Source organism: Ensifer sp. ZNC0028, assembly GCF_000799055.1.
In the GTDB taxonomy this organism is placed as follows: domain Bacteria; phylum Pseudomonadota; class Alphaproteobacteria; order Rhizobiales; family Rhizobiaceae; genus Ensifer.
Genome location: NZ_JTLA01000035.1, coordinates 98,371 through 123,467 on the forward strand (window position 1 = coordinate 98,371; position 25,097 = coordinate 123,467).

Here is a 25,097-nt window from a genome sequence, read left to right on the forward strand (position 1 = left end):
ATAATGTTGAAGTTCACCGACGAACACGAGTGGCTGAAGGTCGAAGCTGGCGTTGCAACGGTCGGCATCACCGAGCACGCAGCCGGCCAGCTCGGCGACCTGGTCTTCGTGGAATTGCCGGAAACCGGCTCCACCTTCGCCAAGGGCGACACGGCGGCAACGGTCGAGTCCGTCAAGGCGGCGTCCGACGTCTATTGTCCACTTGACGGCGAAATCGTCGAAGTCAACCAGGCGATCGTCGACGACCCGTCGCTGGTCAACAGCGACCCGCAGGGCGCCGCCTGGTTCTTCAAGCTCAAGCTCGCCGATCCGAACGCAGCCGACGCCCTTCTCGACGAAGCGGCCTACAAGGAGCTCGTCGCCTGATGAGCATGCCCAAGGATTTCACCTTTACGGACTACAAGCCGTATGACTTCGCCAATCGGCGTCATATCGGCCCGTCGCCGGCCGAAATGGACGAGATGCTGAAGGTGGTCGGGTATCCGACGCTCGATGCGCTCATCGACGACACCGTGCCGCCGTCGATTCGCCAGAAGACGCCGCTTGCCTGGGGCGCGCCGATGACCGAGCGCGAGGCGCTCGACAAGATGCGCGAAACGGCCAACCGCAACCAGAAGCTCGTGTCGCTGATCGGCCAGGGCTACTACGGCACGATCACACCGCCGGTTATCCAGCGCAACATCCTGGAAAACCCGGCCTGGTACACGGCCTACACGCCCTACCAGCCGGAAATCAGCCAGGGCCGCCTCGAGGCGCTGCTCAACTACCAGACCATGGTCTGCGACCTGACCGGCCTCGACGTTGCCAACGCGTCGCTTCTCGATGAAGCCACAGCAGCCGCTGAAGCCATGGCCATGGCCGAGCGCGTTTCGAAGTCGAAGGCCAAGTCCTTCTTCGTCGACGAAAACTGCCACCCGCAGACGATCGCGCTTCTGAAGACCCGCGCCGAGCCGCTCGGCTGGCAGATCGTCATCGGCAATCCCTTCACCGATCTCGATCCGGTCGACGTCTTCGGAGCGATCTTCCAGTATCCGGGCACCTACGGCCAGGTGAACGATTTCACCGGCCTGATCGCGCGTCTGCACCAGACCGGTGCGATCGCGACGGTCGCTGCCGACCCGCTGGCGCTGGCGCTTTTGAAGTCGCCTGGCGAAATGGGTGCCGATATCGCCATCGGCTGCACCCAGCGCTTCGGCGTTCCGGTCGGCTATGGTGGCCCGCATGCGGCCTACATGGCAGTCAAGGACGCGCACAAGCGTTCGATGCCCGGCCGGCTGGTCGGCGTTTCGGTCGATGCCCGCGGCAACCGCGCCTATCGCCTGTCGCTGCAGACCCGCGAACAGCACATCCGCCGCGAAAAGGCGACGTCGAACATCTGCACCGCGCAGGTACTGCTCGCCGTCATGGCCTCGATGTACGCCGTTTTCCATGGCCCGAAGGGCATCAAGGCGATCGCCCAGAGCGTTCACCAGAAGACCGTTCGTCTCGCCATGGGCCTCGAAAAGCTCGGCTACACCGTCGAGCCGGATGTCTTCTTCGACACGATCACCGTCGAAGTCGGCAAGCTGCAGGGCATCATCCTCAAGACCGCGGTCGCCGAGGAAGTGAACCTGCGCAAGATCGGCGAAACCAAGATCGGCATCAGCCTCGACGAGCGCTCGCGCCCGGTCACGCTCGAAGCCGTCTGGCGCGCCTTCGGTGGCGACTTCAAGGTGGAAGAGTTCGAGCCGGGTTACCGTCTGCCGGAGGCGCTGCTGCGCACCAGCGAGTACCTGACGCACCCGATCTTCCACATGAACCGCGCCGAAAGCGAGATGACGCGCTACATCCGCCGGCTGTCCGACCGCGACCTCGCGCTCGACCGGGCGATGATCCCGCTCGGCTCCTGCACGATGAAGCTGAACGCGACGGCGGAAATGCTTCCGATCACCTGGCCGGAATTTGCGGAGATCCATCCGTTCGTGCCGAAGGATCAGGCGGCTGGTTACCAGCACATGATCGAGGACCTGTCGGAAAAGCTCTGCGCGGTCACCGGCTATGATGCGATCTCGATGCAGCCGAACTCCGGTGCTCAAGGTGAATATGCCGGTCTCCTGACGATCCGTGCCTACCACCTTGCTCAGGGCAACGCCCATCGCGACGTCTGCCTGATCCCGACCTCGGCGCACGGCACCAACCCTGCCTCGGCCCAGATGGCCGGCATGAAGGTCGTCGTCATCAAGGTCAGCGAAAACGGCGACATCGACATGGAGGATTTCCGTGCGAAAGCCGAGCAGTACGCCGAAAACCTCTCGTGCTGCATGATCACCTACCCCTCGACGCATGGCGTCTTCGAGGAGAACGTGCGTGAAGTCTGCGAGATCGTGCACAAGCACGGCGGCCAGGTCTACATGGACGGCGCCAACATGAACGCCATGGTCGGCCTTGCCCGCCCCGGCGACATCGGCTCCGACGTCAGCCACCTCAACCTGCACAAGACCTTCTGCATCCCGCACGGCGGCGGCGGTCCGGGCATGGGCCCGATCGGCGTCAAGGCGCATCTGGCTCCCTATCTGCCGGGTCACCCGGAAACCGACGGCCAGGACGGTGCGGTTTCGGCAGCTCCCTTCGGCTCGGCCTCGATCCTGCCGATCTCCTGGAGCTACTGCCTGATGATGGGCGGCGAAGGCCTGACCCAGGCGACGAAGGTGGCGATCCTCAACGCCAACTACATCGCCGCACGGCTGAAGGGCGCCTATGAGGTGCTCTACAAGTCGTCCAAGGGTCGTGTGGCGCATGAGTGCATCATCGACACGCGTCCGCTGGTCGAAAGCGCCGGCGTCACCGTCGACGACGTCGCCAAGCGCCTGATCGACTGCGGTTTCCACGCCCCGACCATGAGCTGGCCGGTTGCCGGCACGCTGATGATCGAGCCGACCGAATCGGAAACCAAGGCCGAAATCGACCGCTTCTGCGAGGCGATGCTTGCCATCCGCGAGGAAGCCCGTGCGATCGAAGAAGGCCGCATGGACAAGACCAACAACCCGCTGAAGAACGCTCCGCACACGGTCGAAGACCTGGTGGGCGAATGGGATCGTCCCTATTCGCGCGAGCAGGCTTGCTACCCGCCGGGCGCCTTCCGGGTCGACAAGTACTGGTCGCCGGTCAATCGCGTCGACAATGTCTTCGGTGACCGCAACCTCGTCTGCACCTGCCCGCCGCTGGAAAGCTACGCGGAAGCCGCAGAGTAACGACATCGACCGGCGGAGCAGCAATGTTCCGCCGGTTGTCTTTCCGGCGCGTCTGCGCCCGGATGGATGCGCCGCATCTGCGCTCCGCCTGATCCCCCAGAGATCGAGACGTGTCACACCCGTAGCGTGCGGGCCGCAGCTATCGGCGCGCGCTCATGCCCGGTGGCAGGATCGTGCTTTCGACCCAGAAGCGGATGAAGGCCTCGGCAAATCGGCGATACTCGATGACCGAGGAGGGTTTTGCCGCATAGGCATTGGCGCCGGCACCGTAGCACTGAAGCACGTCGGCCGGATTGATCGAGGACGTCAGCACGATGATCGGGATCAGCGCAGTGGCACGGCTCTTGCGCACACGCCTTAGAAGCTCGATGCCGTCGCTGCCGGGCAGCTTGATATCCATCAGCATGTAGTCGAAGTGCCCGCTGGCGAGTTGGCCCAAGGCCTCGTCCGCATCGGTCGCCAGAACGAGTTCGATCGATTTATCGACCTGGGCAAAGGCGCGCATCACGAAACGCGCATCGTGCGCGTCGTCTTCCACCAAGAGCAATCGCTTTGGCGTCGAGGTCACCTTGTTCCGCCCTACTTCGCCTTCCTCAGCCACCTCGGAAGCAACACGATGAAACGTGCGCCTTCTCGGAAGCTCGTGTCAAGGCAGATCGAACCGCCATGGCTTTCGGCGATGCGTTTGGCGAGCGACAGGCCGATTCCGGTGCCGCCATAGACCGTCTCATCCTTGTGCAGCCGCTGGAACACTTCGAAGATTCGGGTTGCAAACCGCGGATCGATGCCGATGCCGTTGTCCTCCACCACCAGTTCCACCGTCTGGTGCAAATTGTTGCCGTGAATGCGGATGACCGGGCGGCGGTCGGCGTGCCGGTACTTGATCGCATTGCCGACGAGGTTCTGGACCAGGCGGCGCAGCAACTCGGGATCCCCCTCCAGTTCCGGCAGCGGGCCAACCTCGAAGGTAGCGTTGGCGTCGCTGGCGTCACCGGCAAGGATAGCCAGCGTCTCCGAGACGACGTCGTTCAGCTTCACCTCGGTCCATTCGGTGATGCGATGCGCGATCTGCGCATAGTCGAGCAGGCTGTCGACCACGCGGTTCATGCGCCGGACGCTGTCGCGCAAGTGTCGGGCATTTTCGGCAAGTTCGGTCTGATTGCCTGCCTTGAGGTCGTCTTCGATCATCTCGGAGAACATCGAGATGTGCCGAAGCGGTGCCTTGAGGTCGTGGGAAACGGTGGCGGTGAACTGATCGAGCGCTTCGTTCTTGTGCTCCAGTTCCTGTCGTTGCCGCTCGAGCGCCAGCTCGGCGCGCTTCAGGTCCGTGACATCGACACGCGCGACGACCGTGTTGCCGTCCTTGGCCTTGATGTTTTCCACCCGCAGCCAGCGGTCGTCCGCATAACGATGGATCTTTGGCTTTCCGTCCGGATAGCGGAAATCGCGCAGCCGCGAGGCGATCCACTCGTCGCCTTCGCGCGTGCCCGGCAAGGCGTCGGGGTAATGACCGCCCTGACGCGCCAAGAGCAGGATTTCCTCGGCGGTGATGCCGGGCTTGAGTGCCTGACCGGCAGGCCCGCAGATCGCCTGATAGGCCCGGTTATAGACGACCAGCCGTTCCTCGCGATCGAAGATGGCAAAGCCCTCGGGCATCGCTTCGAGCGCCGCATTCAGCATCTCGGAAGCCTTCTGCCGTTCGCTCACGGCTTCGGTCAGGTCCGAAATGTCTCTGATGATGCCGATGAGCGCCAGTTCTTCGCCGGCGTCGTTGATCAGCGGCGTCGTGCGCAGATGCCCCGAAAACGTCGAGCCGTCGCGCCGGACATAAAGATAGTTCGAGGATCGGGGCGCGGTTTCGTCCACGCGTGCCGCCCGATTCTGCAGGCGCTTGGAGTACTCCGCGTCGGTCGCGTAGATCAGGCGTACGGACTTGTCGATGAACTCCGCAGCCGGATAGCCGAACTGGCGGAGCGCTGCATTGTTCGCGGAACGGATGATCCGCTCGGCGTCGATGATAATCACGGGATCGGGAAACGTTTCGTAGAGCGCCTTGAAGACGAGATCTTCGTTCAACGCCGCCATGTCCCTCTCCCTATTCCATAGATGTGTATCTCAGCAGAAAAAAGGCCCGGCGAAAACCGGGCCGACCTATCCAATTGAAGGAATGGTAAAACTTAGTTGGCGCGCACGACGGCGTCGCCCTGTGCGGCAAGTGCCGCCAGATCGGCCGGTTTCAACTCAACCGATTCACCGCACCCGCAGGCGGATGTCTGGTTGGGATTGTGGAAGGTGAAGCCGGAGCGCAGCGTTGTCACCTCGAAATCCATCTGCGTGCCGAGCAGATAGAGCACGGCTTCCGGCGCAATCCAGACCTTGGCGCCCTGATGCTCGATCAGATCGTCCTTAGGATTGGGTTCGGTCACGAGATCAACGGCATATTCCATGCCGGCGCAGCCGCCCTTCTTGATGCCGACGCGAATGCCCTTGGCATCGGCGCCGGAATTCTCGACGATCGCGCGCACGCGGCCAGCAGCAGCGTCGGTCAGGCTCATCACGGCAAAGCCCATGGGCTCATTCTCCTTGTCGTCACCGGGGTAAAGGCCCGGCGCCTTACAGAATCAAATGTAGTATCCGTGCCTTAACGGATCAATATGGCAGGGCTCAGTACCAGCCGACGGCGACCTGTGCTTCCTCGGACATGCGGTCCGGCGTCCACGGCGGATCGAAGGTCATCTTGACCTCGACACCCGAGACACCCTCGACGGCGCCGACGGCATTCTCGACCCAGCCCGGCATCTCGCCCGCTACCGGGCAACCGGGTGCGGTCAGCGTCATGTCAATCTTGACCATGCGGTCGTCTTCGATGTCGATCTTGTAGATCAGGCCCAGCTCGAAGATGTCGGCCGGGATTTCCGGGTCGTAGACGGTCTTCAGCGCCGCAATGATATCGTCGCTGAGGCGTGCAATTTCTTCGGCCGGAATCGCCGAATGGACGATGCCTTCACGAACGTCGATCTTTTCTTCCGTAGCATCAAGGCTCATGTCAGGCCTCCTGAACTTTCTCTTCTGGTTCAAAGATTTATGAGAAGTCTTTGAACCTTCTATATATTATTCCTCAAGCGAAAAACTTGCGAGCGTGTTCCAGCGCCTCGACCAGAGCATCGACTTCGGCCCGGGTATTATAAAGGCCGAAGGATGCACGGCATGTGGAGGTGACGCCAAAGCGTTTCAAGAGCGGCTGGGCGCAATGCGTGCCGGCGCGAACGGCGACACCTGCGCGGTCGATCACCATCGACACATCGTGCGAATGGATGCCGGCAAGCTCGAAAGCAAAGATGCTGCCCTTGTCGGGCGTATTGCCGAAGACCCTGAGCGAGTTGACCGCCGACAGGCGCTCGCGCGCATAGGCCGTCAGGTCCGCCTCGTGCGCCTGTATGGCTGCTCGGCCGAGCTTTTCCATATAGTCGAGTGCATAGCCAAGACCGATCGCCTGCACGATCGGCGGTGTGCCGGCTTCAAAGCGATGCGGCGGATCGTTGTAGGTGACGGTGTCTTCCGTGACCACTTCGATCATTTCGCCACCGCCGAGGAACGGCCGCATTTCCTTCAGGCGATCGGTCTTGCCGTAGAGCACGCCGATGCCCGAGGGACCGTAGAGTTTGTGGCCGGTCATCACGTACCAGTCGCAGTCGATGTCCTGGACATCGACCGGCATGTGCACGGCGCCCTGGCTGCCATCGACGAGCACCGGAATGCCGCGCTCACGGGCGATGCGGCAGATTTCCTTGACCGGAACGACGGTTCCAAGCGCATTCGACATATGGGTGATGGCGATGAGCTTGGTCTTGTCGGTCAGGCACTTAACGAAATCTTCGACATGCAGCCCGCCGTCGTCGTCCACCGGGATCCAGACGAGCTTGGCGCCCTGGCGCTCGCGGATGAAGTGCCAGGGAACGATGTTGGAGTGGTGCTCCATGATGGAGAGCACGATCTCGTCGCCCTCGCCAAGGGCAGGCATGCCGTAGCCATAGGCGACGGTGTTGATCGCCTCGGTCGAGGACTTGGTGAAGATGACGTTGTCGACCGATGGGGCGTTGAGGAAACGGCGCACCTTTTCGCGCGCCGCCTCATAGGCTTCCGTCGCGGCATTCGACAGGAAATGCAGGCCGCGATGGACGTTGGCGTATTCGTTGGAATAGGCATGGGAGATCGCATCGATCACGACCTGCGGCTTCTGTGCCGATGCTCCGTTGTCGAGATAGACAAGCGGCTTGCCGTAGACGGTTTTCGACAGGATCGGGAAATCCTTGCGGATCGCTTCGACGTCGTAGGCAGGCACCGGTACAGTGTGTTCCATGTCTCTTAATCCAATTGCCCTGGAGCGCCGCGCGTCCCTTAAGACGCGCTAAGCGCGCTGCAACATGTTGAGCCGCTGCATAATTTACCCTCAAATCGCTGCCGATTTAAGGAATTACGCAAGGAGCCCGTCAGGCGTGCTTGTCGAGCCAGGTCGAGATGACGTCTTCCAGTGCCTCGACCAGCGCTTCGTGGTCCTCAAGCTCTTCGACGATCTCGGCAACGAAGGCATTGACGAGCATGGCCCGCGCCTTGTTTTCCGGAACGCCGCGCGCCATCAGGTAGAAGAGCTGCGTGTGGTCGATATCGGCAACCGTCGCACCGTGGCCGCACTGCACGTCGTCAGCAAAGATTTCCAGTTCCGGCTTGGCCGACAGGTCGGCGTCGTCGGACAGAAGCAGCGTGTTGCACGCCATCTTCGCGTCGGTCTTCTGTGCGTCCTTGGCAACCAGGATCTTGCCCTGGAACACGCCCTTGGCGCGGTCGAACACGACGTTGCGAATGATTTCCGTCGAGGTCGTGTGCGGCACGTTGTGGCCGAGCGTGAAGGTCACGTCCGTATGGGTCTCGCCGCCAAGCAGGTTGATGCCGCGCAGCTTGAAGTCGGCGCCCTCGCCGCTCGTCTTGCCGTGGATCTCCTGGCGCACCAGCTTGCCGCCGGCGTTGATCACGAAGAGATGCAGCTTGGCGTTCTTGCCGATGTCGAAGCGGATCTGGCCGAGATGGGTATCGGCAGCGCCCTGCTGCTGCAGGATGATCCAGATAATGTCGGCGCCTTCCCCAACCGTCACGTCGCTGACTGAGGAAACGAAGCTCTCGGCGTCCTTGGTCGACAGATGCCGCTCGATCACGGTCGCCTTGGCGTTGACGCCGAAAGTGACCGGGAAGCGCGTGTGCGCCTGGCCGAGGCTCTGGACCAGCTGGATTTCCAGCGGGTTTTCAAGCGTGGCATCGTCGGCGACAGCGATTTCGAGACCGCCGCGAACGAGACCGCCGTTGATGCGGCCGATCGCGTCGTCAAAGCCGAGCACGGCGAGGCCGGCTGCGGCCGAACCGTCGAGCAGACTGTCGACATAGGAACGGACCGTCACGCCCTCGGGAAGGCTGCCCTTGGCCTCTGCCTGGCCATTACGGACGGAAAACACCGTCGAGCCCGGAACCAGGGCGTCGACGCGATCGGCAAAAGCCGTCGGGTCCGCAGCCGGCACCGCGCGCAGCAGCGTGCGCAGATCGGTATAGTGCCAGGATTCGACGCGGCGGGTCGGAAGGCCGGCGGTGCGCAGTTCGTGCACCAGCGTGTCGCGAACCGAAAGTACCGAGCCGTCGCCCGGCAGATCACCGATCTGCGCGGTATAGGCATCGACGAGCGCCGTTTCGGCCGCCGTCATCTTGATTGCCTGTTGCATATTCATTCGAACACTCCTTCAACAGGCGTCAGGCCGCGGCCTCGATGATTTCCGCGTAGCCGTTGGCTTCGAGTTCGTGTGCCAGCGTCTTGTCACCCGACTTGATCACCTGGCCCTTGTAGAGCACGTGCACCGTGTCCGGCACGATGTAGTCGAGCAGGCGCTGGTAGTGGGTGATGACGACGACGGCGCGGTCCGGCGAACGCAGCGCGTTGACGCCGTCAGCAACGATCTTCAGCGCGTCGATGTCGAGACCGGAGTCGGTCTCGTCGAGCACGCACAGCTTCGGCTCGAGCAGCGACATCTGCAGGATTTCGGCGCGCTTCTTTTCACCGCCGGAGAAGCCGACGTTCAGCGGGCGACGCAGCATTTCGGGAGCGATCTTCAGCTCGGCAGCCGCTTCCTTGACGCGGCGCATGAATTCCGGCGTCGTCAGTTCGTCTTCGCCGCGATACTTGCGCTGCTCGTTCATCGCCACCTTCAGGAACTGCATGGTTGCAACGCCCGGGATTTCGACCGGGTACTGGAAGGCAAGGAAGATGCCCTTGGCCGCACGCTCGGCGGCGTCCAGCTCGAGAATGCTCTCGCCGTTATAGAGGATGTCGCCTTCGGTGACTTCGTAGTCTTCGCGGCCCGACAGGATGTAGGACAGCGTCGACTTGCCGGAGCCGTTCGGGCCCATGATGGCGGCGACTTCGCCGGCCTTCACGGTCAGGTTCAGGCCGCGGATGATCTCGGTGCCGTCTTCGGCGATGCGGGCGTGCAGGTTCTTGATTTCAAGCATTTCTATCGTCCTCTTGGGAAACGAACGTTCGTTCGCGCGCAAGCTCTTGGTGCGCGCCATTCAATTTTCAGTTCAGGGCCTTAGCCCACCGAGCCTTCGAGCGAGATCCCGATCAGCTTCTGCGCTTCGACGGCAAATTCCATCGGCAGTTCCTGGATGACTTCCTTGACGAAGCCGTTGACGATCAGTGCGATCGCCGCTTCGGTCGGGATGCCGCGCTGCAGGCAGTAGAACAGCTGGTCCTCGGAAATCTTCGACGTCGTGGCTTCATGCTCGAACTGTGCCGTCGAGTTCTTCGCCTCGATGTAAGGCACGGTGTGCGCGCCGCACTTGTCGCCGATCAGGAGCGAATCGCACTGGGTGAAGTTGCGAGCGTTCTCGGCCTTGCGGTGAGCCGAAACCTGGCCGCGATAGGTGTTTTCGGAAACGCCTGCGGCAATACCCTTCGAGACGATGCGGCTCGACGTGTTCTTGCCGAGGTGGATCATCTTGGTGCCACTGTCGATCTGCTGGTGACCGTTGGAAACGGCGATCGAGTAGAACTCGCCGCGCGAACCGTCGCCACGCAGGATGCAGGACGGGTACTTCCAGGTGATCGCCGAACCGGTTTCGACCTGCGTCCAGGAGATCTTGGAGTTCTTGCCACGGCAATCGCCACGCTTGGTGACGAAGTTGTAGATGCCGCCCTTGCCTTCCTTGTCGCCCGGGTACCAGTTCTGGACCGTCGAGTACTTGATCTCGGCATCATCGAGCGCAACGAGCTCGACAACGGCAGCGTGAAGCTGGTTCTCGTCCCGCTGAGGCGCCGTGCAGCCTTCGAGATAGGAGACGTAAGCGCCGTCTTCGCAGATGATCAGCGTGCGCTCGAACTGGCCGGTGTTCTTCTCGTTGATGCGGAAGTAGGTCGACAGTTCCATCGGGCAACGAACGCCCTTCGGCACGAAGACGAAGGAGCCGTCGGTAAAGACCGCCGAGTTCAGCGTCGCATAATAGTTGTCGGTCGTCGGAACGACCGAGCCGAGATACTTCTTCACGAGATCCGGATGCTCGCGGATTGCTTCGGAGATCGACATGAAGATCACGCCGGCCTTCTTCAGCTCTTCCTTGAAGGTGGTGACGACCGAGACGCTGTCGAAAACGGCGTCGACGGCGATCTTGGACTTCTGCACGCCGGCGAGGATTTCCTGTTCCTTGAGCGGAATGCCGAGCTTCTCGTAGACCTTCAGGATCTCCGGGTCGACTTCGTCGAGCGACTTCGGACCCGTTACGCCCTTGGGAGCGGCGTAATAGTAGATCTCGTTAAAGTCGATCTTCGGATAGTTGACGCGCGCCCAGGTGGGCTCTTCGAGCGTCAGCCAGCGGCGATAGGCCTCAAGGCGCCACTCGAGCATCCATTCCGGCTCGCTCTTTTTTTCCGAGATGAAACGGATGATGTCTTCGGAAAGGCCCTTGGGGGCCTTTTCGACTTCGATGGTCGTCTCGAAACCGTACTTGTACTGGTCCACGTCGATCTGACGGACCTGATCAATGGTCTCCTGCACGGCAGGCATGTCGTTCTCCAATCTTGCCGGATCCAAGGTCCGGCAGCTTGTCAACACGATGCGAACTTGGCGCACCGCTTATGTAATGGCTAAAAGGCGCTTTTCACCCTGTTTGCCAAGCGGAAAATTGCTTTTCCGCAATTTCGTCCGGTCGTTCCGCTCAGGCCGCTTGCCCGGGCATCCGTCGTCTTGCTGCTACCTTTGCAAAGACCGCGGCGCAACGGTCGATATCAGCCTGTGTCGTGCCCTCGCCGATCGAGATCCGAAGTGCGCCCTGGCGCGGATCGTAACCCATCGCCGTCAGCACGTGGCTCTGCCCGACCTTGCCCGAGGAGCAGGCCGAACCCGCCGACAACGCCACGCCTTCCAGATCGAAGGCGATCTGTCCGGTTTCGGCCTTGAGGCCAGGAAGCGTGAAGAAGGTCGTGTTGCCAACGCGCGAAACGTCGCGGCCGTGAATGACGACGTCCGCCGCGGCCGCAAGCATGTCGGCTTCGAGCTTGTCGCGCAACGCGCCGACATGGCTCATGCGCTGGCCGACGCCTTCGCCTGCCTTCCTGGCGGCTGCGGCAAAGCCTGCAATCGAGACCGTATTTTCCGTGCCCGAGCGGTGTCCCTTCTCCTGTCCGCCGCCGCGGATCAGCGGCGCGGGCATCATGATCTCGCCGCGCGCCACCAGAGCGCCGGCGCCCTTCGGGCCACCGATCTTGTGAGAGGAGACGATCAGGAAGTCGGCGCCGAGGTCTTCGATGGAAAGCGGCAGTCTGCCGGCAGCCTGCACCGCATCGACGACGAGAATGCCGCCATGAGGGCGGACGATCTCGGCGATCTCGGCGACCGGCTGGATGATGCCCGTTTCGTTGTTGACCAGCATGACGGCAACCATCGGCAAGCCGAGCTGGCGGTCATGCGCCGTCAGCAGGTCCCGCAACGCCGGGAGATCGACGACGCCATCCGATGTCACCGGGATTTCGCTGAGCGCTTCACGCGGGAAGCGCCCGCCTTCACGCACCGCCGGATGTTCGATCGACGAGGCATAGAGCCGGCCGATCTTCAGCGGCGTGCGGCCCATGCGGAAATCGGGCGTCAGCACCAGGTTGGCCGCTTCCGTAGCGCCGCTGGTAAAGATGACGCTGCCGGGCTTGGCGCCGCAGAACAACGCCACGTCGCGACGGGCATTTTCGACGAGCGTGCGCAATGCGCGGCCCTCGCCGTGAACGGAAGAAGGGTTGCCGAGAAGGTCGAGCGCCGACAGGCAAGCCTCGCGCGCTTCCGGTAGAAGCGGCGCCGTGGCGTTCCAGTCCATATAGATGCGCGAACTCGACATGATTTCCTTCGCTAGATCAACAGGTCACGAGCCCGCAACCTCTGGCGATGCATTTTCCTTGAATTTTCCGCGCCGCTTGCCTTATGAGACGAAGCACAAGGCGGAATGCCCGCACAGAAGTTTTGAACGGTTCTAAACTAGGTTTTAGAAAAGCTGACTGCTTTCGTCAAGACTCATCGCGATCTGAACCCAAGATTCGAACCAGGAACACTCCCGGAGAGCCAATGCCCGAAATCATCTTCAACGGACCCGCCGGCCGCCTCGAAGGCCGTTATCAGCCTTCGAAGCAGAAGAGCGCGCCGATCGCCATCATCCTGCACCCGCACCCGCAGTTCGGTGGCACGATGAACAACCAGATCGTCTACCAGCTCTTCTACATGTTCCAGAAGCGCGGCTTTACGACGCTGCGGTTCAATTTCCGAGGCATCGGCCGCAGCCAGGGCGAGTTCGACCATGGCGCCGGCGAGCTTTCGGACGCTGCATCCGCACTCGACTGGGTGCAGAGCCTGCATCCGGATTCGAAGAGCTGCTGGGTTGCCGGCTATTCCTTCGGCGCCTGGATCGGCATGCAGCTCCTGATGCGCCGCCCGGAAATCGAAGGCTTCATGGCCGTCGCGCCGCAGCCGAACATCTATGACTTCTCGTTCCTGGCACCCTGCCCGTCCTCTGGCCTGATCATCAACGGCGATTCCGACAAGGTCGCGCCGGAAAAGGACGTCAACGGTCTCGTCGAGAAGCTGAAGGCCCAGAAGGGCATTCTCATCACCCACAAGACCGTGCCGGGCGCCAACCACTTCTTCAATGGCCAGGTCGAGGGCCTGATGGGCGAATGCGAGGACTACCTCGACCGTCGCCTCAACGGCGAACTGACGCCGGAGCCGGCCGCCAAGCGCATCCGCTAAAGACCCGGACAAAAGTACACAAACGCCGCGTACCCCTTCGGGTGCGCGGCTTTTTTATGGACAAATGCGCCCAGTGTTCGTGCGCCTGAGGGCCGCGATAGGGCTCACCCGAGAGGGTGAGTTTCAGCGCCGTGCGATCGGCGTATAGTGCAAGTCTAGGCTGTTGGGCGGGGCAGAGCCGAGCGGCGTTCACAGGAGGGGAGCCATGTCGCAGGTGTCGAATGGGTCGGCGTCCTCGCCGAGGTGGCTAACCCTGCCCGCCACTCCACAGCTTCCGGCCGGCGGTCAAGAGGGTGTTGTCGAGGTCGCGGACGCCAAGATCTGGTATGCGGTCTACGGTTCGGGCGCTCCCGTCATTCTACTCCATGGCGGGCTCGGCAATTCCGACTATTGGGGGCTTCAGGTCGCCGAGCTTGCCAAGACCTATGAGGTCATCGTGATGGACAGCCGCGGCCACGGACGCAGCTCCCGGGGTAGCGGGAGCATGAACTATGATCTGATGGCAGGCGATGTCATGGCACTGATGGCGCACCTGACCTTGCCGAAGGCGTCCATTGTCGGCTGGAGTGACGGCGCGATTATCGGGCTCCTGCTGGCGATTCGACACCCGGACCTCATCGCCGGTGTCTTTTCCTTCGGGGCGAACAGCAATCCGTCCGGAACGCACGATCTGTCCCAGAGCGCAGTCTTCAACGCCTATATCGCGCGAACGGGCGAAGAATACGCCCTGCTGTCGCCGACGCCAGGGGGATTTACGACCTTCTTCCGCGAGATGAATGCGATGTGGACGTCGCAGCCGAACATTACCGCCAGCGACCTTCAGAAAATCCGGATTTCTGTCTGGGTGGTGGACGGGGACCATGAGGAAGCGATCAATCGCGACGACACCCTGTTCATCGCCGACAACATTCCGGGTGCCGGCCTGTTGATTCAGCCTGAGGTCAGCCATTTTTCGCTACTGCAGAACCCGGCCCAGTTCACCGAAGACATCCTCCGGTTTCTCCGAGAGAAATGCATCGCCTAGACGCCAGTCGGCTATGATCGCCCGATCCAGTGCGGAACGCTGGGATTGACTACCTTGGTCGGTGCTTCGGCGCATTCGACGCGGTTGCGACCGTTGGCTTTCGCCGTGTAGAGCGCCTCGTCGGCGCGCTGTATCACGGGCTCCAGGGCCTCCCCGGTACCAACAACCGTGACGCCGAAGCTTGCCGTCACCCGTGCGGCTTCCGGAAGACCGCCGATCTGCTGGGACATGATCGCTGCACGCATGCCATGAGCGACGACGCGCGCTTCCGACAGATCCGTGCAGGGCAGATACACCGCGAACTCTTCACCGCCGAGACGGCCGGCAACGGCGCGGTTCGGCATGACGTCCATCAGCACCCGGGCGAACCGGCGAATGACTTCGTCGCCCGTGAGGTGGCCGTAGGTGTCGTTGACCAGCTTGAAGCGATCGAGGTCGGCAAGGATGAGCGTGCCGGGTGTCTGGGTGGCGCGGGCGTGCAGCAGCGGCATGACCCGCTCGATGAAGCCACGGCGGTTGTAGAGGCCGGAGAGCAGATCGATTTCCGAGCGCGCTTGCGCGTCGTCGACGATCTCCTTGACCATGACGCCGAGCATGGCAAGACCGGCACCGACAATGAGCATCGCACCGAACGCCTGCGAGATGAGCGCGAAGGGGCTGGAAACGTAGTCCTGGGCCGTCGCGCCAGAGCCGGCGACGACCGCAGCATAGATCTTCACGAAGTAATAGGCGGCCGAGAGCGCCAGCAGGCTGAACAGCAGCCAGTCAAAGAAGGTGCGGCGGCCGGAACGCAGGACGACCGATGCCGTCCAGGCCTGGATCACGACAAAAGGCGCCTGATACGGGATGGCATGCTGCCAGGTGCCTCTGGGCAGGTCGTAGATCGCCAGGTCCAGGCAAACGCCAGCAACGAAGAAGGCGCCGAGCAACGGCAGGCGCACCGGCACCTGATAGAAAAGGCCGAGGCCAAACCGCAGGAGACAGAAGCCGCCGAGTACGCAGGCAAAGGCACTGATGGCAAAGAGCCGCGGGGTCGAGGAAAAAGGAACGATGGCTTCGCAGACGGCTGCAAGCGAGGCGACGGCAAATCCGGCGGCGCACCAGAGCGCTGCACGCCGCTGCCGGCTCTTTGCGGCAATGATGAGAAATGCGGCTGTGAAGATCTGCGCGATGATGAAATTCACGGCCAGCAGAGAAATCGCACCACCCATCGAAGAACCCGAAACCCTCGTGCGGCACCAAGCCGCTCCTCGCCACCTCCTGTGGCAGCGGCTGAGATCCTAATTCGCTGTTGCGAAAATTTGATTAATCCGTCCGGGTGACGAACTCATGGCGAAACGCGAGATCAACTTTAAGTTTTCGCCGCGCGCCGGCCGCCGCTGACTGGCTGCCGCACGCCCGTCGTTCCCGGATAGGTGAGCGGCAAACCGCGCAAGGAGCGGACGGCGAGATACGCCCAGGCTTCGGCCTCCATCGAATCGCCGTTGAAGCCCACGGCTTCCGCCGCAAGGACCGTTGCGGCCTCTTCCTCGGCAAGTAAAGCGAGGTCGCGCATAATCACCGGATTGAGCCGGCCGCCGCCGCAGACGACATAGGTGGCCGGCCGCTGCGGCAGGTGCCCGGCCGACTTGATGATCGCTGCCGCCGTGACATGGGCTAGCGTGCGGGCGCCGTCGGCGAGGCCAGCGTCGCTTCCAACCGGCGGTGCAAAATCGTTCCGGTCCAGCGAGCGGCGCGTGGTCGCGGTGAAGAAGGGGTTGGAGAGATAGCGTTCGGCAAGCGCCGGCAGCACCGTGCCCTCGCTGGCGATCATGCCGCCCTGGTCAAAGGGAATGCCGGCATGAGCCTCGACCCATTGGTCGATCAGCGTGTTGCCGGGGCCGCTGTCATAGGCAATGAGCGTCTCGCCTTCGCCGATGCCCCCGCCGATGAAAGTGAGGTTCGAAATGCCACCGATGTTGACGAAGACAACCGGTGCCGCAAGGCCGGCCGCGCCCCGAGCGAGTGCCGCGTGGTAGGCGGGGATCAGCGGCGCGCCCTGCCCTCCATGTTCCATGTCGTTGGCGCGCATGTCGTAGATCACGTCGACGCCCGTCTCGCGGGCCAGCAGCGGGCCGTCGCCGATCTGCACCGTCAGGGCCTCGTCGGGACGGTGCAGCACCGTCTGCCCGTGAAAGCCGATCACGTCGATGTCCGCCGCCGACAGGCTGTTCTGCTTCAGAAAGGTCTTCACCGCTTCCGCATGCCGCAGCGTCAGGTCGCGCTCGAGGTCGGCAAGTGCACCCGGCCTTTCATCGCGCTGCGTGATCGCCTTCGCATCGACCAGTCCCTGCTTCAGCCGGTCGCGGAAACGTGCGTCATAGGAAAAGCCCGCGGATGGACCGCGTTCGACGACGGTTTGCCCGTCGGTCCTCAGCAAGGCGACATCGATGCCGTCCATGCTCGTGCCACTCATCAGGCCGATTGCCGTTCTTGTCTGTGTCATGCGGGTCAATATTTCCAGAATCACTTTTGAAGTGATTATGCGCAAAAACAGTGCTAAACGCCCGTTCGTTCAAAAACTCCCCCCGCAAGAGAGACAGATCATGTCCGGTTTCAAGTCCGATTTCCTTCACACCCTCAGCGAGCGTGGCTTCATCCACCAGATCTCCGACGAGACTGGCCTGGACGAACTGTTCCGCAAGGAAACCGTGACGGCCTATATCGGCTTCGACCCGACGGCGCCGAGCCTGCATGCCGGCGGTCTGATCCAGATCATGATGCTGCACTGGATGCAGGCGACTGGTCACCGGCCGATCTCGCTGATGGGCGGCGGCACCGGCATGGTCGGCGACCCGTCCTTCAAGGACGAGGCGCGCCAGTTGATGACGCCTGCGACGATCGACGCCAACATCGCCAGCATCAAGACGGTGTTCTCCAACTACCTCAACTACGGCGAGGGCCCGAAGGACGCGTTGATGATCAACAACGCCGACTGGCTGCTTGGCATCAACTACCTCGAATTCCTGCGCGATGTCGGCCGTCACTTCTCGGTCAACCGCATGCTGTCCTTCGACAGCGTCAAGACGCGGCTTGATCGCGAGCAGTCGCTGTCGTTCCTCGAATTCAACTACATGATCCTGCAGGCCTACGACTTCGTCGAGCTGCACAAGCGCACCGGCTGCCGCCTGCAGATGGGCGGCTCGGACCAGTGGGGCAACATCATCAACGGCATCGACCTCGGCCACCGCATGGGCACCGAGCAGCTTTACGCGCTGACCTCGCCGCTTCTGACGACTTCGTCGGGCGCCAAGATGGGCAAGTCGGTCAACGGCGCCATCTGGCTGAACCCGGACATGCTGTCGGCCTATGATTTCTGGCAGTACTGGCGCAACACCGAGGATGCCGACGTCACGCGCTTCCTCAAGCTCTATACGACGCTTCCGATGGCCGAGATCGCCCGCCTTTCGCAGCTTGGTGGCTCGGAAATCAACGAGGTCAAGAAGATCCTCGCAACCGAGATCACCGCCATGCTGCACGGCCGTCCGGCCGCCGAGCAGGCCGCCGAGACAGCCCGCAAGACCTTCGAGGAAGGCGCGCTTGCGGACAACCTCCCCTCGGTCGAAATCCCGACCGCCGAGCTTGAAGCCGGCCTCGGCCTTTTGAGCCTGATCGTACGCGCCGGCCTTGCCGGCTCCAACGGCGAAGCCCGTCGTCACGTCCAGGGCGGCGCTATCAGGATCAACGACGAAGCCGTCAGCGATGAGCGCCGTGTGATCGGCACCGGTGACGTGACCGCTGACAATGTCGTCAAGCTTTCGCTCGGCAAGAAGAAGCACATTCTCGTGCGGCCGGCCTGACGCCGGGGATACGCACAACGAGACAAAGGCCGGCCCTCGCGCCGGCCTTTTTCATTGGAACTCGAAGATGCTGCGGAAGACACCCGGTGCGATGATCGACAGGGGGTTGATCGTCAGCTTCGGCTGGTTGAACGGGCCGTTGAGCTTGAAAGTGATGCCGAGCAGGCCACGGTCGCGACCATTGCCGAGCAGCACGCCGATCAGAGGCAGTTCCCCGAAGATGCGGTTGAGCCCATAGGCCGGCATGAAGGTGCCGGTCATGTCCATGATGCCGTTGTTGTCGCGCACCGTTCCCTGGAAGGTCGCGCCGACGTCGGTCCCGCGCAAGACGCCGCCATCGACGCGGATCGCGCCACGGTCGAGCGCCAGTTGCGCGAAGCCGCGTTCGAAGCGGGCCGAACTCACGTCAATGTCGCGGCGCACGGCCTGGTTGAGGCTTCGGCCGTCGGCACCGGTTGGCGTCGACACCATCGATTGCAGGCGCTGTTCGCCGACGAGCTGGAACTTGCGGATATCGACGCTGCCGCGCCACGAACGGCCGCCGCGATCGCGCAGTTTCAGATTGAGCAGGCCGCCGCGCATGTTCTGGTAGATATCGGCAAACCGGGCCAGCGCGCCGGCATCGCCCGTGGTCAGTTCCAGCGTGTTGTCGGCGCCGGCCTTGGCGAGCCGGGCAACCAGCGCCTGGCCGCTGCTCGTGACAGCCGAGAGGTTGACGTCCTCGATCTGGCGTCCGCGTTCGCCGTAGACGAGATTGACGTTCGACAGCGATTCGCCGTTGAAGCCGGTGACACGACCAAGCTGAGCCTTGATGGCAATGTCGTCGCCACCACCCTGGCTCTGGTCGCTTCCGGTCTTCAATTGCGCCAGGATCGGCCTGATATCGGCTGCAGCTCCGGAGAGCGACGCCGTGTAGCCGCCCCTGTTGCGGTCGACGGAGACCTTGAAGTCGTCACCCTGCGCCAAGCGGACATTGTCGAGATCCGCAGAGAGAAGACCGCCATCGTCGATCTGCAGCTTGCCGCGCGCACCGAAGCCGTCGCCGGCAAGCGCGAAATTGCTGATCGTTGCGATCTTGCCGTCCATCGAGGACATGAACTGCGCCTCGGCCGGGATCCCGACGCCCTTGCTCCAGCCGATCCAGGGAAGTGAGAGCTGGGCTTTCGTGAGGTCGATCTCTGCCGTCTGCCGGCTCGCCTCGTCGATTGCAACGTCAATCGTGATCGGCCCGGAAACGATCCGAGAAAGACCCGGTATCAGTTTCTGCCAGACACCCTGCTCCAGCGAGCCCGAAATCTCGCGCGAGCGCTTGACGGTCGAACCGGAATCGACCGGTTCCGTCAGCGCGACCTTGACCTTAGCGCCTTCGATGCGGGCATCCGCATCGAGGACCGCCTGCTGATTATCGACCCGGAATGTGCCGACGAGATCCTCCACTGCGCGCCCGAACATGGCCTTCTGGACGGTGACCTTATCGAGCTGCATCTGTACCTGATAGAGCGGCTTCGGCGGCTTCTGATCCGAGATCAGGCCGAAACGGGCGCCCACGACAGCCGTCAAGGGGCCGCTGAAATCTTCCGGCAGCAGGGGGGTCTTTTGCAGCGCCTGGATCGGCTTGTAGCTGACGAGCTCGGCGATCGCATCGGCGTTGCCGCCGACCTCGATCTTCATCTCCGCCATCAGTGGTTTCGTATAGACGTCGGGCAGGATGAAGTCGCCGCCGTTGAGCGCGACCGAGCGTCCCGACGGGAAGAAGGCGGTCCCCTTCTCGATCTCCGCCGTCATCCGCTGGCCGCTCAGCTTGAACTTGCCTGAGGTGTCGCGCAGCGGCGGTATCTCGCCGGTAATGTTGATGCGCGTGTCGTCGATGTCGAAATTGATATTGAGCTCCTGCTCGTCGAGCTTGAGCTCGCCTTCGTTGTTGGCGATCCGGCCCTCGGCGACCGACACTTCGATGCGGGCATTGGTAACCGTGCCGCCGAAGAGGTTGGCGATCGCCCAGCGGCGCGCGCCCTTGGCGAGCCACCACGGCCACAATTGCTTGACGGCGGTCGCCTCCATGCGATCGCTGACAGAAGCGAAGCTGATCTGTGGCGAGGTCTTGCCGAAGGCGACGGAAAGCGAGCCAAACATCGAACCGAGCGGGGTCGACACGGCAAGCTGGTCGAAGATCAGTTGGCGCTTGTCCGACACGAAGCGGCCATTTGCCTTGGCATCGAAGATCAGCGGCGCGTCAGCGACGTCTTCCGGGGCGGAGCTTGCATTCTTGAGCAGGAGATCAATGGCAAACCCGGTCTCCGTTGCGCCGGCAATCTTGTCGAGGTCGATGATCGCCCCGGTGAACGGAAAGATCGAACGGCCGATCTTGACCGACGACGGCAGGATTTCGACGGACGAGCGCTCGAAGTCATAGGCGACGTCCATTTGCGAGGCATTGAGGGTCGAGATGAGGTTGCCTGCGTGGAACTCGCCCTTGGACGTGCGCACCGTGACGCGCAGATCCGGTTTCGCGTTGCCGGCGGCCCGCGTCGCCTTCAGCGACAGACCGGCCGACGCGACGACGCCGAAGGGCGGCTCCGAACCAACCTTGCCATGGTAGAAGAAGGGCGCGAGCGGCAGATTGGTGACCGACGCCTCGAAGCCGGTCATGTGTCCCTTGTCGCCGAGGGCGTCGGCGCTGAGTTCGACGTCCACCCCATCGACGGTGACGCTGCCCTTGACGCTCATCGACCCGCCAGAATCGCGGTTGAACTCCAGCGCCTTGGCGACGACGGGCACGATGCGATCGCGGGAGCCGATGACGGAGAAACTGAAATCCGAGAGCGTGACCTTCTGGCTGCCGCGGCCGGCTGCCATCTGCGACATGCGATCGACGTGCGAGAAGATTGCTTCGAGTGCATCGCCGACGTCGGCAATGCGAATCTTGGTCAGATCGAGCGGCTCGCCGCGCGGCAGCAGCCCGGTATCGAACTCGCCGCCTTCCGCCTCAAGATTGGAAACGGCGATGCGGCCGGTCATCAGCGCCAGCGGGTCGAGCGCGATCGAGATCGCACGCAGCTTGGCAACCGGCTGGCCGGAGGAGGCTTCGCTGAGCGCCACTTCGCGGGCCCTGAGCGCAATCGCGCCGCCTGCGGTCATGCGCACGACGGTGCTGCCGACCTCGGCGCGATAGGTGTCGCCGAGTGCTGCATTGAGTGCGGTGCGGGCGCGCGCATTGAGCGTGCTGTCCATCATTCCGCTTTCGATGACGACGATGAGGATTGCCGCGATGGAAAGCGCGAGCAGCGATATCAGCAGTGCGATCTTGGCGCAGACGCGCGCGGCTCTGTTCTTGCGCGGCGCGTGCACGATCATGGGTTCGTGCGCCTGCGCTGAAGGCAACGCATGCAACGCGACGATGTCTTTCTTGCGAAAGCCGACTTTTTCGCCGCGGATCTCACTCATCAGCGCGGACGTCCTCCGTTCGATACGAGCTTCGTCGCCACCCTTCGTCTCTCACGGTACGGGGCGACCACTTCTCGCTTCTGTAGACCACATGTCATCGTGCCGAGTCACCAAGGGACGCGGGACCATGCTGTGGAAAGCGACCACCTGCGATGGAATTCGCGCGCGCAGGCGATTGCAACGTTTCGTAGCGGCCCATGCCGTCCGAAACCTGTCGAATCTAGCACAAATGCGCTGGACGGCGGTCGACGATTTTCGCTATGCCCAAGAGCATCGCGTGCCCTGTGGCGCGCAAATGGCGCTCGACTACCTTGAGCACTGCACGTTTTGCCCTCTGGTCGGCAAAGACCAATGAAAACATGCAGTAGTGCGCGATTGTCTGCAAAACTTGGCGGAAGGAAGGTTTAATCATGGCAAGACCCGCTCCCGGAGATGTCGCTCCCGACTTCACCCTGCCGCGTGACGGCGGCGGTACGGTTTCGCTCTCGGCCCTGCGCGGCCGTCCGGTCGTTCTGTTCTTTTATCCGAAGGACGACACGCAGGCCTGCACGCTCGAGGCGATCTCGTTTTCGGAGCTGGCCGACGAATTCGCCGCAGCCGGCATCGCCCTGATCGGGCTTTCGCCCGATTCGGTGAAGAAGCACGACCGCTTCGCCAAGAAGCACAACCTGACGGTGCCGCTTGCCGCCGACGAGGAGAAGGCAGTGGTCGAAACCTATGGCGTCTGGGTCGAGAAGATGATGTACGGGCGCAAATATATGGGCGTCGAGCGCAGCACCTTCCTGATCGGCGCCGACGGTGTCGTCGTCAAGGTCTGGGAAAAGGTGAAGGTGGACGGTCACGCCCGCGAGGTCCTCGACGCCGCAAAGGCGATCTGAGGCCGCCGATGAGCGAGTTGCCCGTGTTTCACAGCCTGCGGGGCGGCGCCGTCGAAGCGATCCGCGCCGCGGACCTCGAGGTCAAGACGGCGCTTGCGCAGGAAGCGGCGCGTCGCTGGCAGCGCCGCACGCTGTCGCTGCGCTCGCCGCTCGACCGGCCGGTGCCGGTACGCCCGGGCCGGCCCGACAAGCCGGTGCTGACGCCACCGACCCAGGTCAAACGACGGTCCCTCGGTTCGCTCAAGGGCCGAATCGCCCTCCTCCACTCGATCGCCCATATCGAGTTGAACGCCGTCGATCTCGCCCTTGATATCGTCGCCCGCTTTGCGACCGAGCCGGTGCCCAATTCCTTCTTCGACGGCTGGATGCGCGTCGCCTTCGAAGAGGCGAAACACTTCCGCATGGTCCGTCAGCGGCTGAACGACCTCGGCGCCGACTATGGTGACCTGCCCGCCCATGACGGCCTCTGGCAGGCGGCGCACGATACGCGCAACGACCTGACGGCGCGGCTCGCCGTCGTGCCGCTCATTCTCGAAGCGCGCGGTCTCGATGTGACGCCGGCGCTGCAGGCCAAGATGCGCGAAACCGGCGACTTCGAGAGCGCTGCCGTGCTCGATGTCATCTATGAGGACGAGAAGGGCCACGTCGCCGTTGGCGCCAAATGGTTCCGTTTTCTCTGCGCCCGCGAGAAGAAGGACCCGGCGGCGACCTTCCAGGCGCTGGTGCGCGCCAATTTCCGCGGTCCCCTGAAAGCGCCGTTCAACGACATCGCCCGCGCCGAGGCCGGCCTGACGCCGTCCTTCTACCGCTCGATGACCGCTTCGACCAATCGATAGCGGCCATCACCTTCCCGCAATCTTGCTTACCGATTGTTAACCCTAACAAAGTGTAATGATCCCCAGGTGATGCGAGGCAACGCGCACATGGCGGGAGAGAACGGGTGTCTGGACATCAGGCAAATCGTACCTTTGGAAAACGCAAGCAGAATCACGTCCTGATCCTGGCCAGCGGCGACAAGGTCCGGCACATGACCGTGCGTCCGTGGATGGCGGCGATCGCCGTCTCCTTTGCCGGCGTCTGCAGCATCGGCTATCTCGCGGCCACCTCCTACCTGGTTTTGCGCGACGACCTGATCGGCGGCACGATTGCCCGCCAGGCGCGCATGCAGCACGAATACGAGGATCGGATCACGGCGCTACGCGCGCAGGTGGATCGGGTCACCAGCCGTCAACTGCTTGACCAGCAGGTGGTCGAGGAAAAGGTCGAGAAGCTGCTGCGCCAGCAGATGGCGCTGACCTCGCGCAACGGGAAGCTCGGCGCCCTGGTCGAAAGAGCCGAAAATTCCGGCGTGACGACCGCAACCGACGCGCCCGCGGCCGTCGAGCCGCTTGCCTATGACAAACGCGCCGACGCGAGCGGCAGCGGTGGTGTGAAGGCAATCGAGAAGCTGATGGGGCTGAACGTTGCGCCGGTCGGTGCCGCGGCCGTCCCTGCCCTCGCCTATGCGGCACCCGATGCCGGCGAATCAAGTTCCGACCGGGCTGACCGGATTTTTTCGAAAGTCACGCTCTCGCTGAAGGATGTCGAGCGCGAGCAGATGGCGCGGGTCCAGCAGTTGACGGACGGCGCGGCGAAGACGTCGGGTGCGATTCGCTCGATCGTCGGGCGCACCGGTATCGACCTGCCCGCCGACGATGTCGCCGAGATGATCCCGGTCAATGACATATCCACGTCCGCCAACACCGCGATCGGCGGCCCCTTCGTCGAACCCGTGAACGATGACGATTTCGGCCGTTCGCTTGCAGCACTCGATACCGCGCTCCTGGAACTCGACCGCACGCGCGCCGAGGTTCGCAAGCTGCCCTTCGGCAATCCCTCGCCGGCCAGCGACATCACCAGCGATTTCGGCAACCGGCTTGATCCGTTTCTCGGGCGCCTCGCGCTGCATGCCGGCATCGACTTTCGCGCGACGGTCGGCACCCGCATCCGCTCGGCAGCGCCTGGAACGGTGACCAATGCGGGGCTGACCGGCGGCTATGGAAACATGGTCGAAATCGACCACGGCAATGGTGTGGCGACGCGCTACGCCCATCTTTCGACGGTGCTGGTAAAGGCCGGCGACCAGGTGAAGGCTGGCGAAGTCATTGCCAAGTCCGGCAACACCGGGCGCTCCACCGGGCCGCACCTCCACTATGAAATCCGGCTGAACGGCGAGGCCGTGGATCCCATGCGGTTTCTGGATGCGAGCACCAAGCTTGCGAGCTATATGAACTGACGCTGCCGCGCGGTTCTGCTTGACAAGAAATGCGACAGATTCGCCACTATTTACCTTTTACTGCTTCAACGTGCTGGATTTCTTGACT

Annotated in this window: 21 protein-coding genes; 9 read left to right on the top strand and 12 right to left on the bottom strand. The window is 62.7% G+C overall.

What is annotated here, in order from left to right; genetic code table 11:
* Nucleotides 1–3 precede the first annotated feature (3 nt).
* Nucleotides 4–366 (top strand): glycine cleavage system protein GcvH, encoded by a 363-nt coding sequence (gene gcvH, locus L981_RS09550; RefSeq protein WP_025427112.1) that lies wholly within the window; start codon nucleotides 4–6, stop codon nucleotides 364–366.
* Nucleotides 366–3,230, top strand: a complete 2,865-nt coding sequence (gene gcvP, locus L981_RS09555) for an aminomethyl-transferring glycine dehydrogenase (RefSeq protein ID WP_043614412.1) — start codon at nucleotides 366–368, stop codon at nucleotides 3,228–3,230. Before gcvH ends, gcvP begins: the two co-directional genes overlap by 1 nt.
* A 139-nt stretch (nucleotides 3,231–3,369) precedes the next feature.
* On the opposite strand, the gene L981_RS09560 is transcribed toward gcvP, so the two are convergent.
* From L981_RS09560 to L981_RS09600, 9 genes are all read right to left on the bottom strand, one after another.
* Entirely contained in the window at nucleotides 3,370–3,798 is a 429-nt protein-coding gene (locus tag L981_RS09560; RefSeq protein WP_156134021.1) for a response regulator, read from the bottom strand.
* 11 nt (nucleotides 3,799–3,809) lie between these two features.
* On the bottom strand, nucleotides 3,810–5,315 hold the full coding sequence (locus tag L981_RS09565; RefSeq protein WP_043614415.1) for an ATP-binding protein: 1,506 nt from the start codon (nucleotides 5,313–5,315) through the stop codon (nucleotides 3,810–3,812).
* 92 nt (nucleotides 5,316–5,407) lie between these two features.
* Nucleotides 5,408–5,800 carry a Fe-S cluster assembly scaffold SufA gene (sufA, locus tag L981_RS09570; RefSeq protein ID WP_034794319.1) on the bottom strand — a complete coding sequence of 131 codons (393 nt, stop codon included), beginning with the start codon at nucleotides 5,798–5,800 and terminating at the stop codon, nucleotides 5,408–5,410.
* Between the two features lie 94 nt (nucleotides 5,801–5,894).
* Nucleotides 5,895–6,275, bottom strand: a complete 381-nt coding sequence (locus L981_RS09575) for an SUF system Fe-S cluster assembly protein (protein ID WP_043614418.1) — start codon at nucleotides 6,273–6,275, stop codon at nucleotides 5,895–5,897.
* 73 nt (nucleotides 6,276–6,348) lie between these two features.
* Nucleotides 6,349–7,590 carry a cysteine desulfurase gene (locus L981_RS09580; RefSeq protein WP_043614421.1) on the bottom strand — a complete coding sequence of 414 codons (1,242 nt, stop codon included), beginning with the start codon at nucleotides 7,588–7,590 and terminating at the stop codon, nucleotides 6,349–6,351.
* Nucleotides 7,591–7,720: 130 nt separating this feature from the next.
* Nucleotides 7,721–9,001 (bottom strand): Fe-S cluster assembly protein SufD, encoded by a 1,281-nt coding sequence (sufD, locus tag L981_RS09585; protein WP_043614424.1) that lies wholly within the window; start codon nucleotides 8,999–9,001, stop codon nucleotides 7,721–7,723.
* Nucleotides 9,002–9,023: 22 nt separating this feature from the next.
* The gene (gene sufC / locus L981_RS09590; RefSeq protein WP_043614649.1) at nucleotides 9,024–9,779 is read right to left on the bottom strand and encodes a Fe-S cluster assembly ATPase SufC; all 756 of its coding nucleotides are present in this window, start codon (nucleotides 9,777–9,779) and stop codon (nucleotides 9,024–9,026) included.
* An 80-nt stretch (nucleotides 9,780–9,859) separates the two neighbouring features.
* On the bottom strand, nucleotides 9,860–11,329 hold the full coding sequence (sufB, locus tag L981_RS09595) for a Fe-S cluster assembly protein SufB (protein ID WP_043614427.1): 1,470 nt from the start codon (nucleotides 11,327–11,329) through the stop codon (nucleotides 9,860–9,862).
* A gap of 151 nt (nucleotides 11,330–11,480) precedes the next feature.
* Nucleotides 11,481–12,647 (bottom strand): cysteine desulfurase family protein, encoded by a 1,167-nt coding sequence (locus tag L981_RS09600; RefSeq protein ID WP_043614430.1) that lies wholly within the window; start codon nucleotides 12,645–12,647, stop codon nucleotides 11,481–11,483.
* Between the two features lie 224 nt (nucleotides 12,648–12,871).
* Between L981_RS09600 and L981_RS09605 the strand changes: the two genes are divergently transcribed.
* Together L981_RS09605 and L981_RS09610 are read left to right on the top strand one after the other, a co-directional pair.
* Entirely contained in the window at nucleotides 12,872–13,549 is a 678-nt protein-coding gene (locus L981_RS09605; RefSeq protein WP_043614433.1) for an alpha/beta hydrolase, read from the top strand.
* 205 nt (nucleotides 13,550–13,754) lie between these two features.
* Nucleotides 13,755–14,573, top strand: coding sequence for an alpha/beta fold hydrolase (locus L981_RS09610; RefSeq protein ID WP_043614436.1), 819 nt, complete (start codon nucleotides 13,755–13,757; stop codon nucleotides 14,571–14,573).
* A gap of 11 nt (nucleotides 14,574–14,584) precedes the next feature.
* Here the strand turns inward: L981_RS09610 and L981_RS09615 are convergent, their stop codons facing one another.
* Complete coding sequence (locus L981_RS09615) at nucleotides 14,585–15,784, bottom strand: diguanylate cyclase (protein WP_043614439.1); 1,200 nt, start codon at nucleotides 15,782–15,784, stop codon at nucleotides 14,585–14,587.
* 140 nt (nucleotides 15,785–15,924) lie between these two features.
* Nucleotides 15,925–17,058 (bottom strand): anhydro-N-acetylmuramic acid kinase, encoded by a 1,134-nt coding sequence (locus L981_RS09620; protein WP_043614442.1) that lies wholly within the window; start codon nucleotides 17,056–17,058, stop codon nucleotides 15,925–15,927.
* A gap of 100 nt (nucleotides 17,059–17,158) precedes the next feature.
* Between L981_RS09620 and tyrS the strand changes: the two genes are divergently transcribed.
* Nucleotides 17,159–18,412, top strand: a complete 1,254-nt coding sequence (gene tyrS / locus L981_RS09625) for a tyrosine--tRNA ligase (protein WP_043614445.1) — start codon at nucleotides 17,159–17,161, stop codon at nucleotides 18,410–18,412.
* Between the two features lie 51 nt (nucleotides 18,413–18,463).
* Here tyrS and L981_RS09630 read toward each other — a convergent pair whose 3' ends face one another.
* The gene (locus L981_RS09630; protein WP_043614448.1) at nucleotides 18,464–21,856 is read right to left on the bottom strand and encodes a DUF3971 domain-containing protein; all 3,393 of its coding nucleotides are present in this window, start codon (nucleotides 21,854–21,856) and stop codon (nucleotides 18,464–18,466) included.
* 127 nt (nucleotides 21,857–21,983) lie between these two features.
* Between L981_RS09630 and L981_RS34435 the strand changes: the two genes are divergently transcribed.
* The 4 genes from L981_RS34435 to L981_RS09650 all read left to right on the top strand — a co-directional run bounded on the left by L981_RS34435 (nucleotide 21,984) and on the right by L981_RS09650 (nucleotide 25,009).
* A complete protein-coding gene (locus L981_RS34435) occupies nucleotides 21,984–22,211 on the top strand; it encodes a hypothetical protein (protein ID WP_156134022.1) in 228 nt (75 codons plus the stop codon).
* 55 nt (nucleotides 22,212–22,266) lie between these two features.
* Nucleotides 22,267–22,734: a peroxiredoxin gene (locus L981_RS09640; RefSeq protein ID WP_043614453.1), complete on the top strand. Its 468-nt coding sequence runs from the start codon at nucleotides 22,267–22,269 to the stop codon at nucleotides 22,732–22,734.
* 8 nt (nucleotides 22,735–22,742) lie between these two features.
* Nucleotides 22,743–23,570 (top strand): ferritin-like domain-containing protein, encoded by an 828-nt coding sequence (locus L981_RS09645; RefSeq protein WP_043614454.1) that lies wholly within the window; start codon nucleotides 22,743–22,745, stop codon nucleotides 23,568–23,570.
* A gap of 104 nt (nucleotides 23,571–23,674) precedes the next feature.
* Nucleotides 23,675–25,009 carry a M23 family metallopeptidase gene (locus L981_RS09650; protein WP_043614457.1) on the top strand — a complete coding sequence of 445 codons (1,335 nt, stop codon included), beginning with the start codon at nucleotides 23,675–23,677 and terminating at the stop codon, nucleotides 25,007–25,009.
* Nucleotides 25,010–25,097 lie beyond the last annotated feature (88 nt).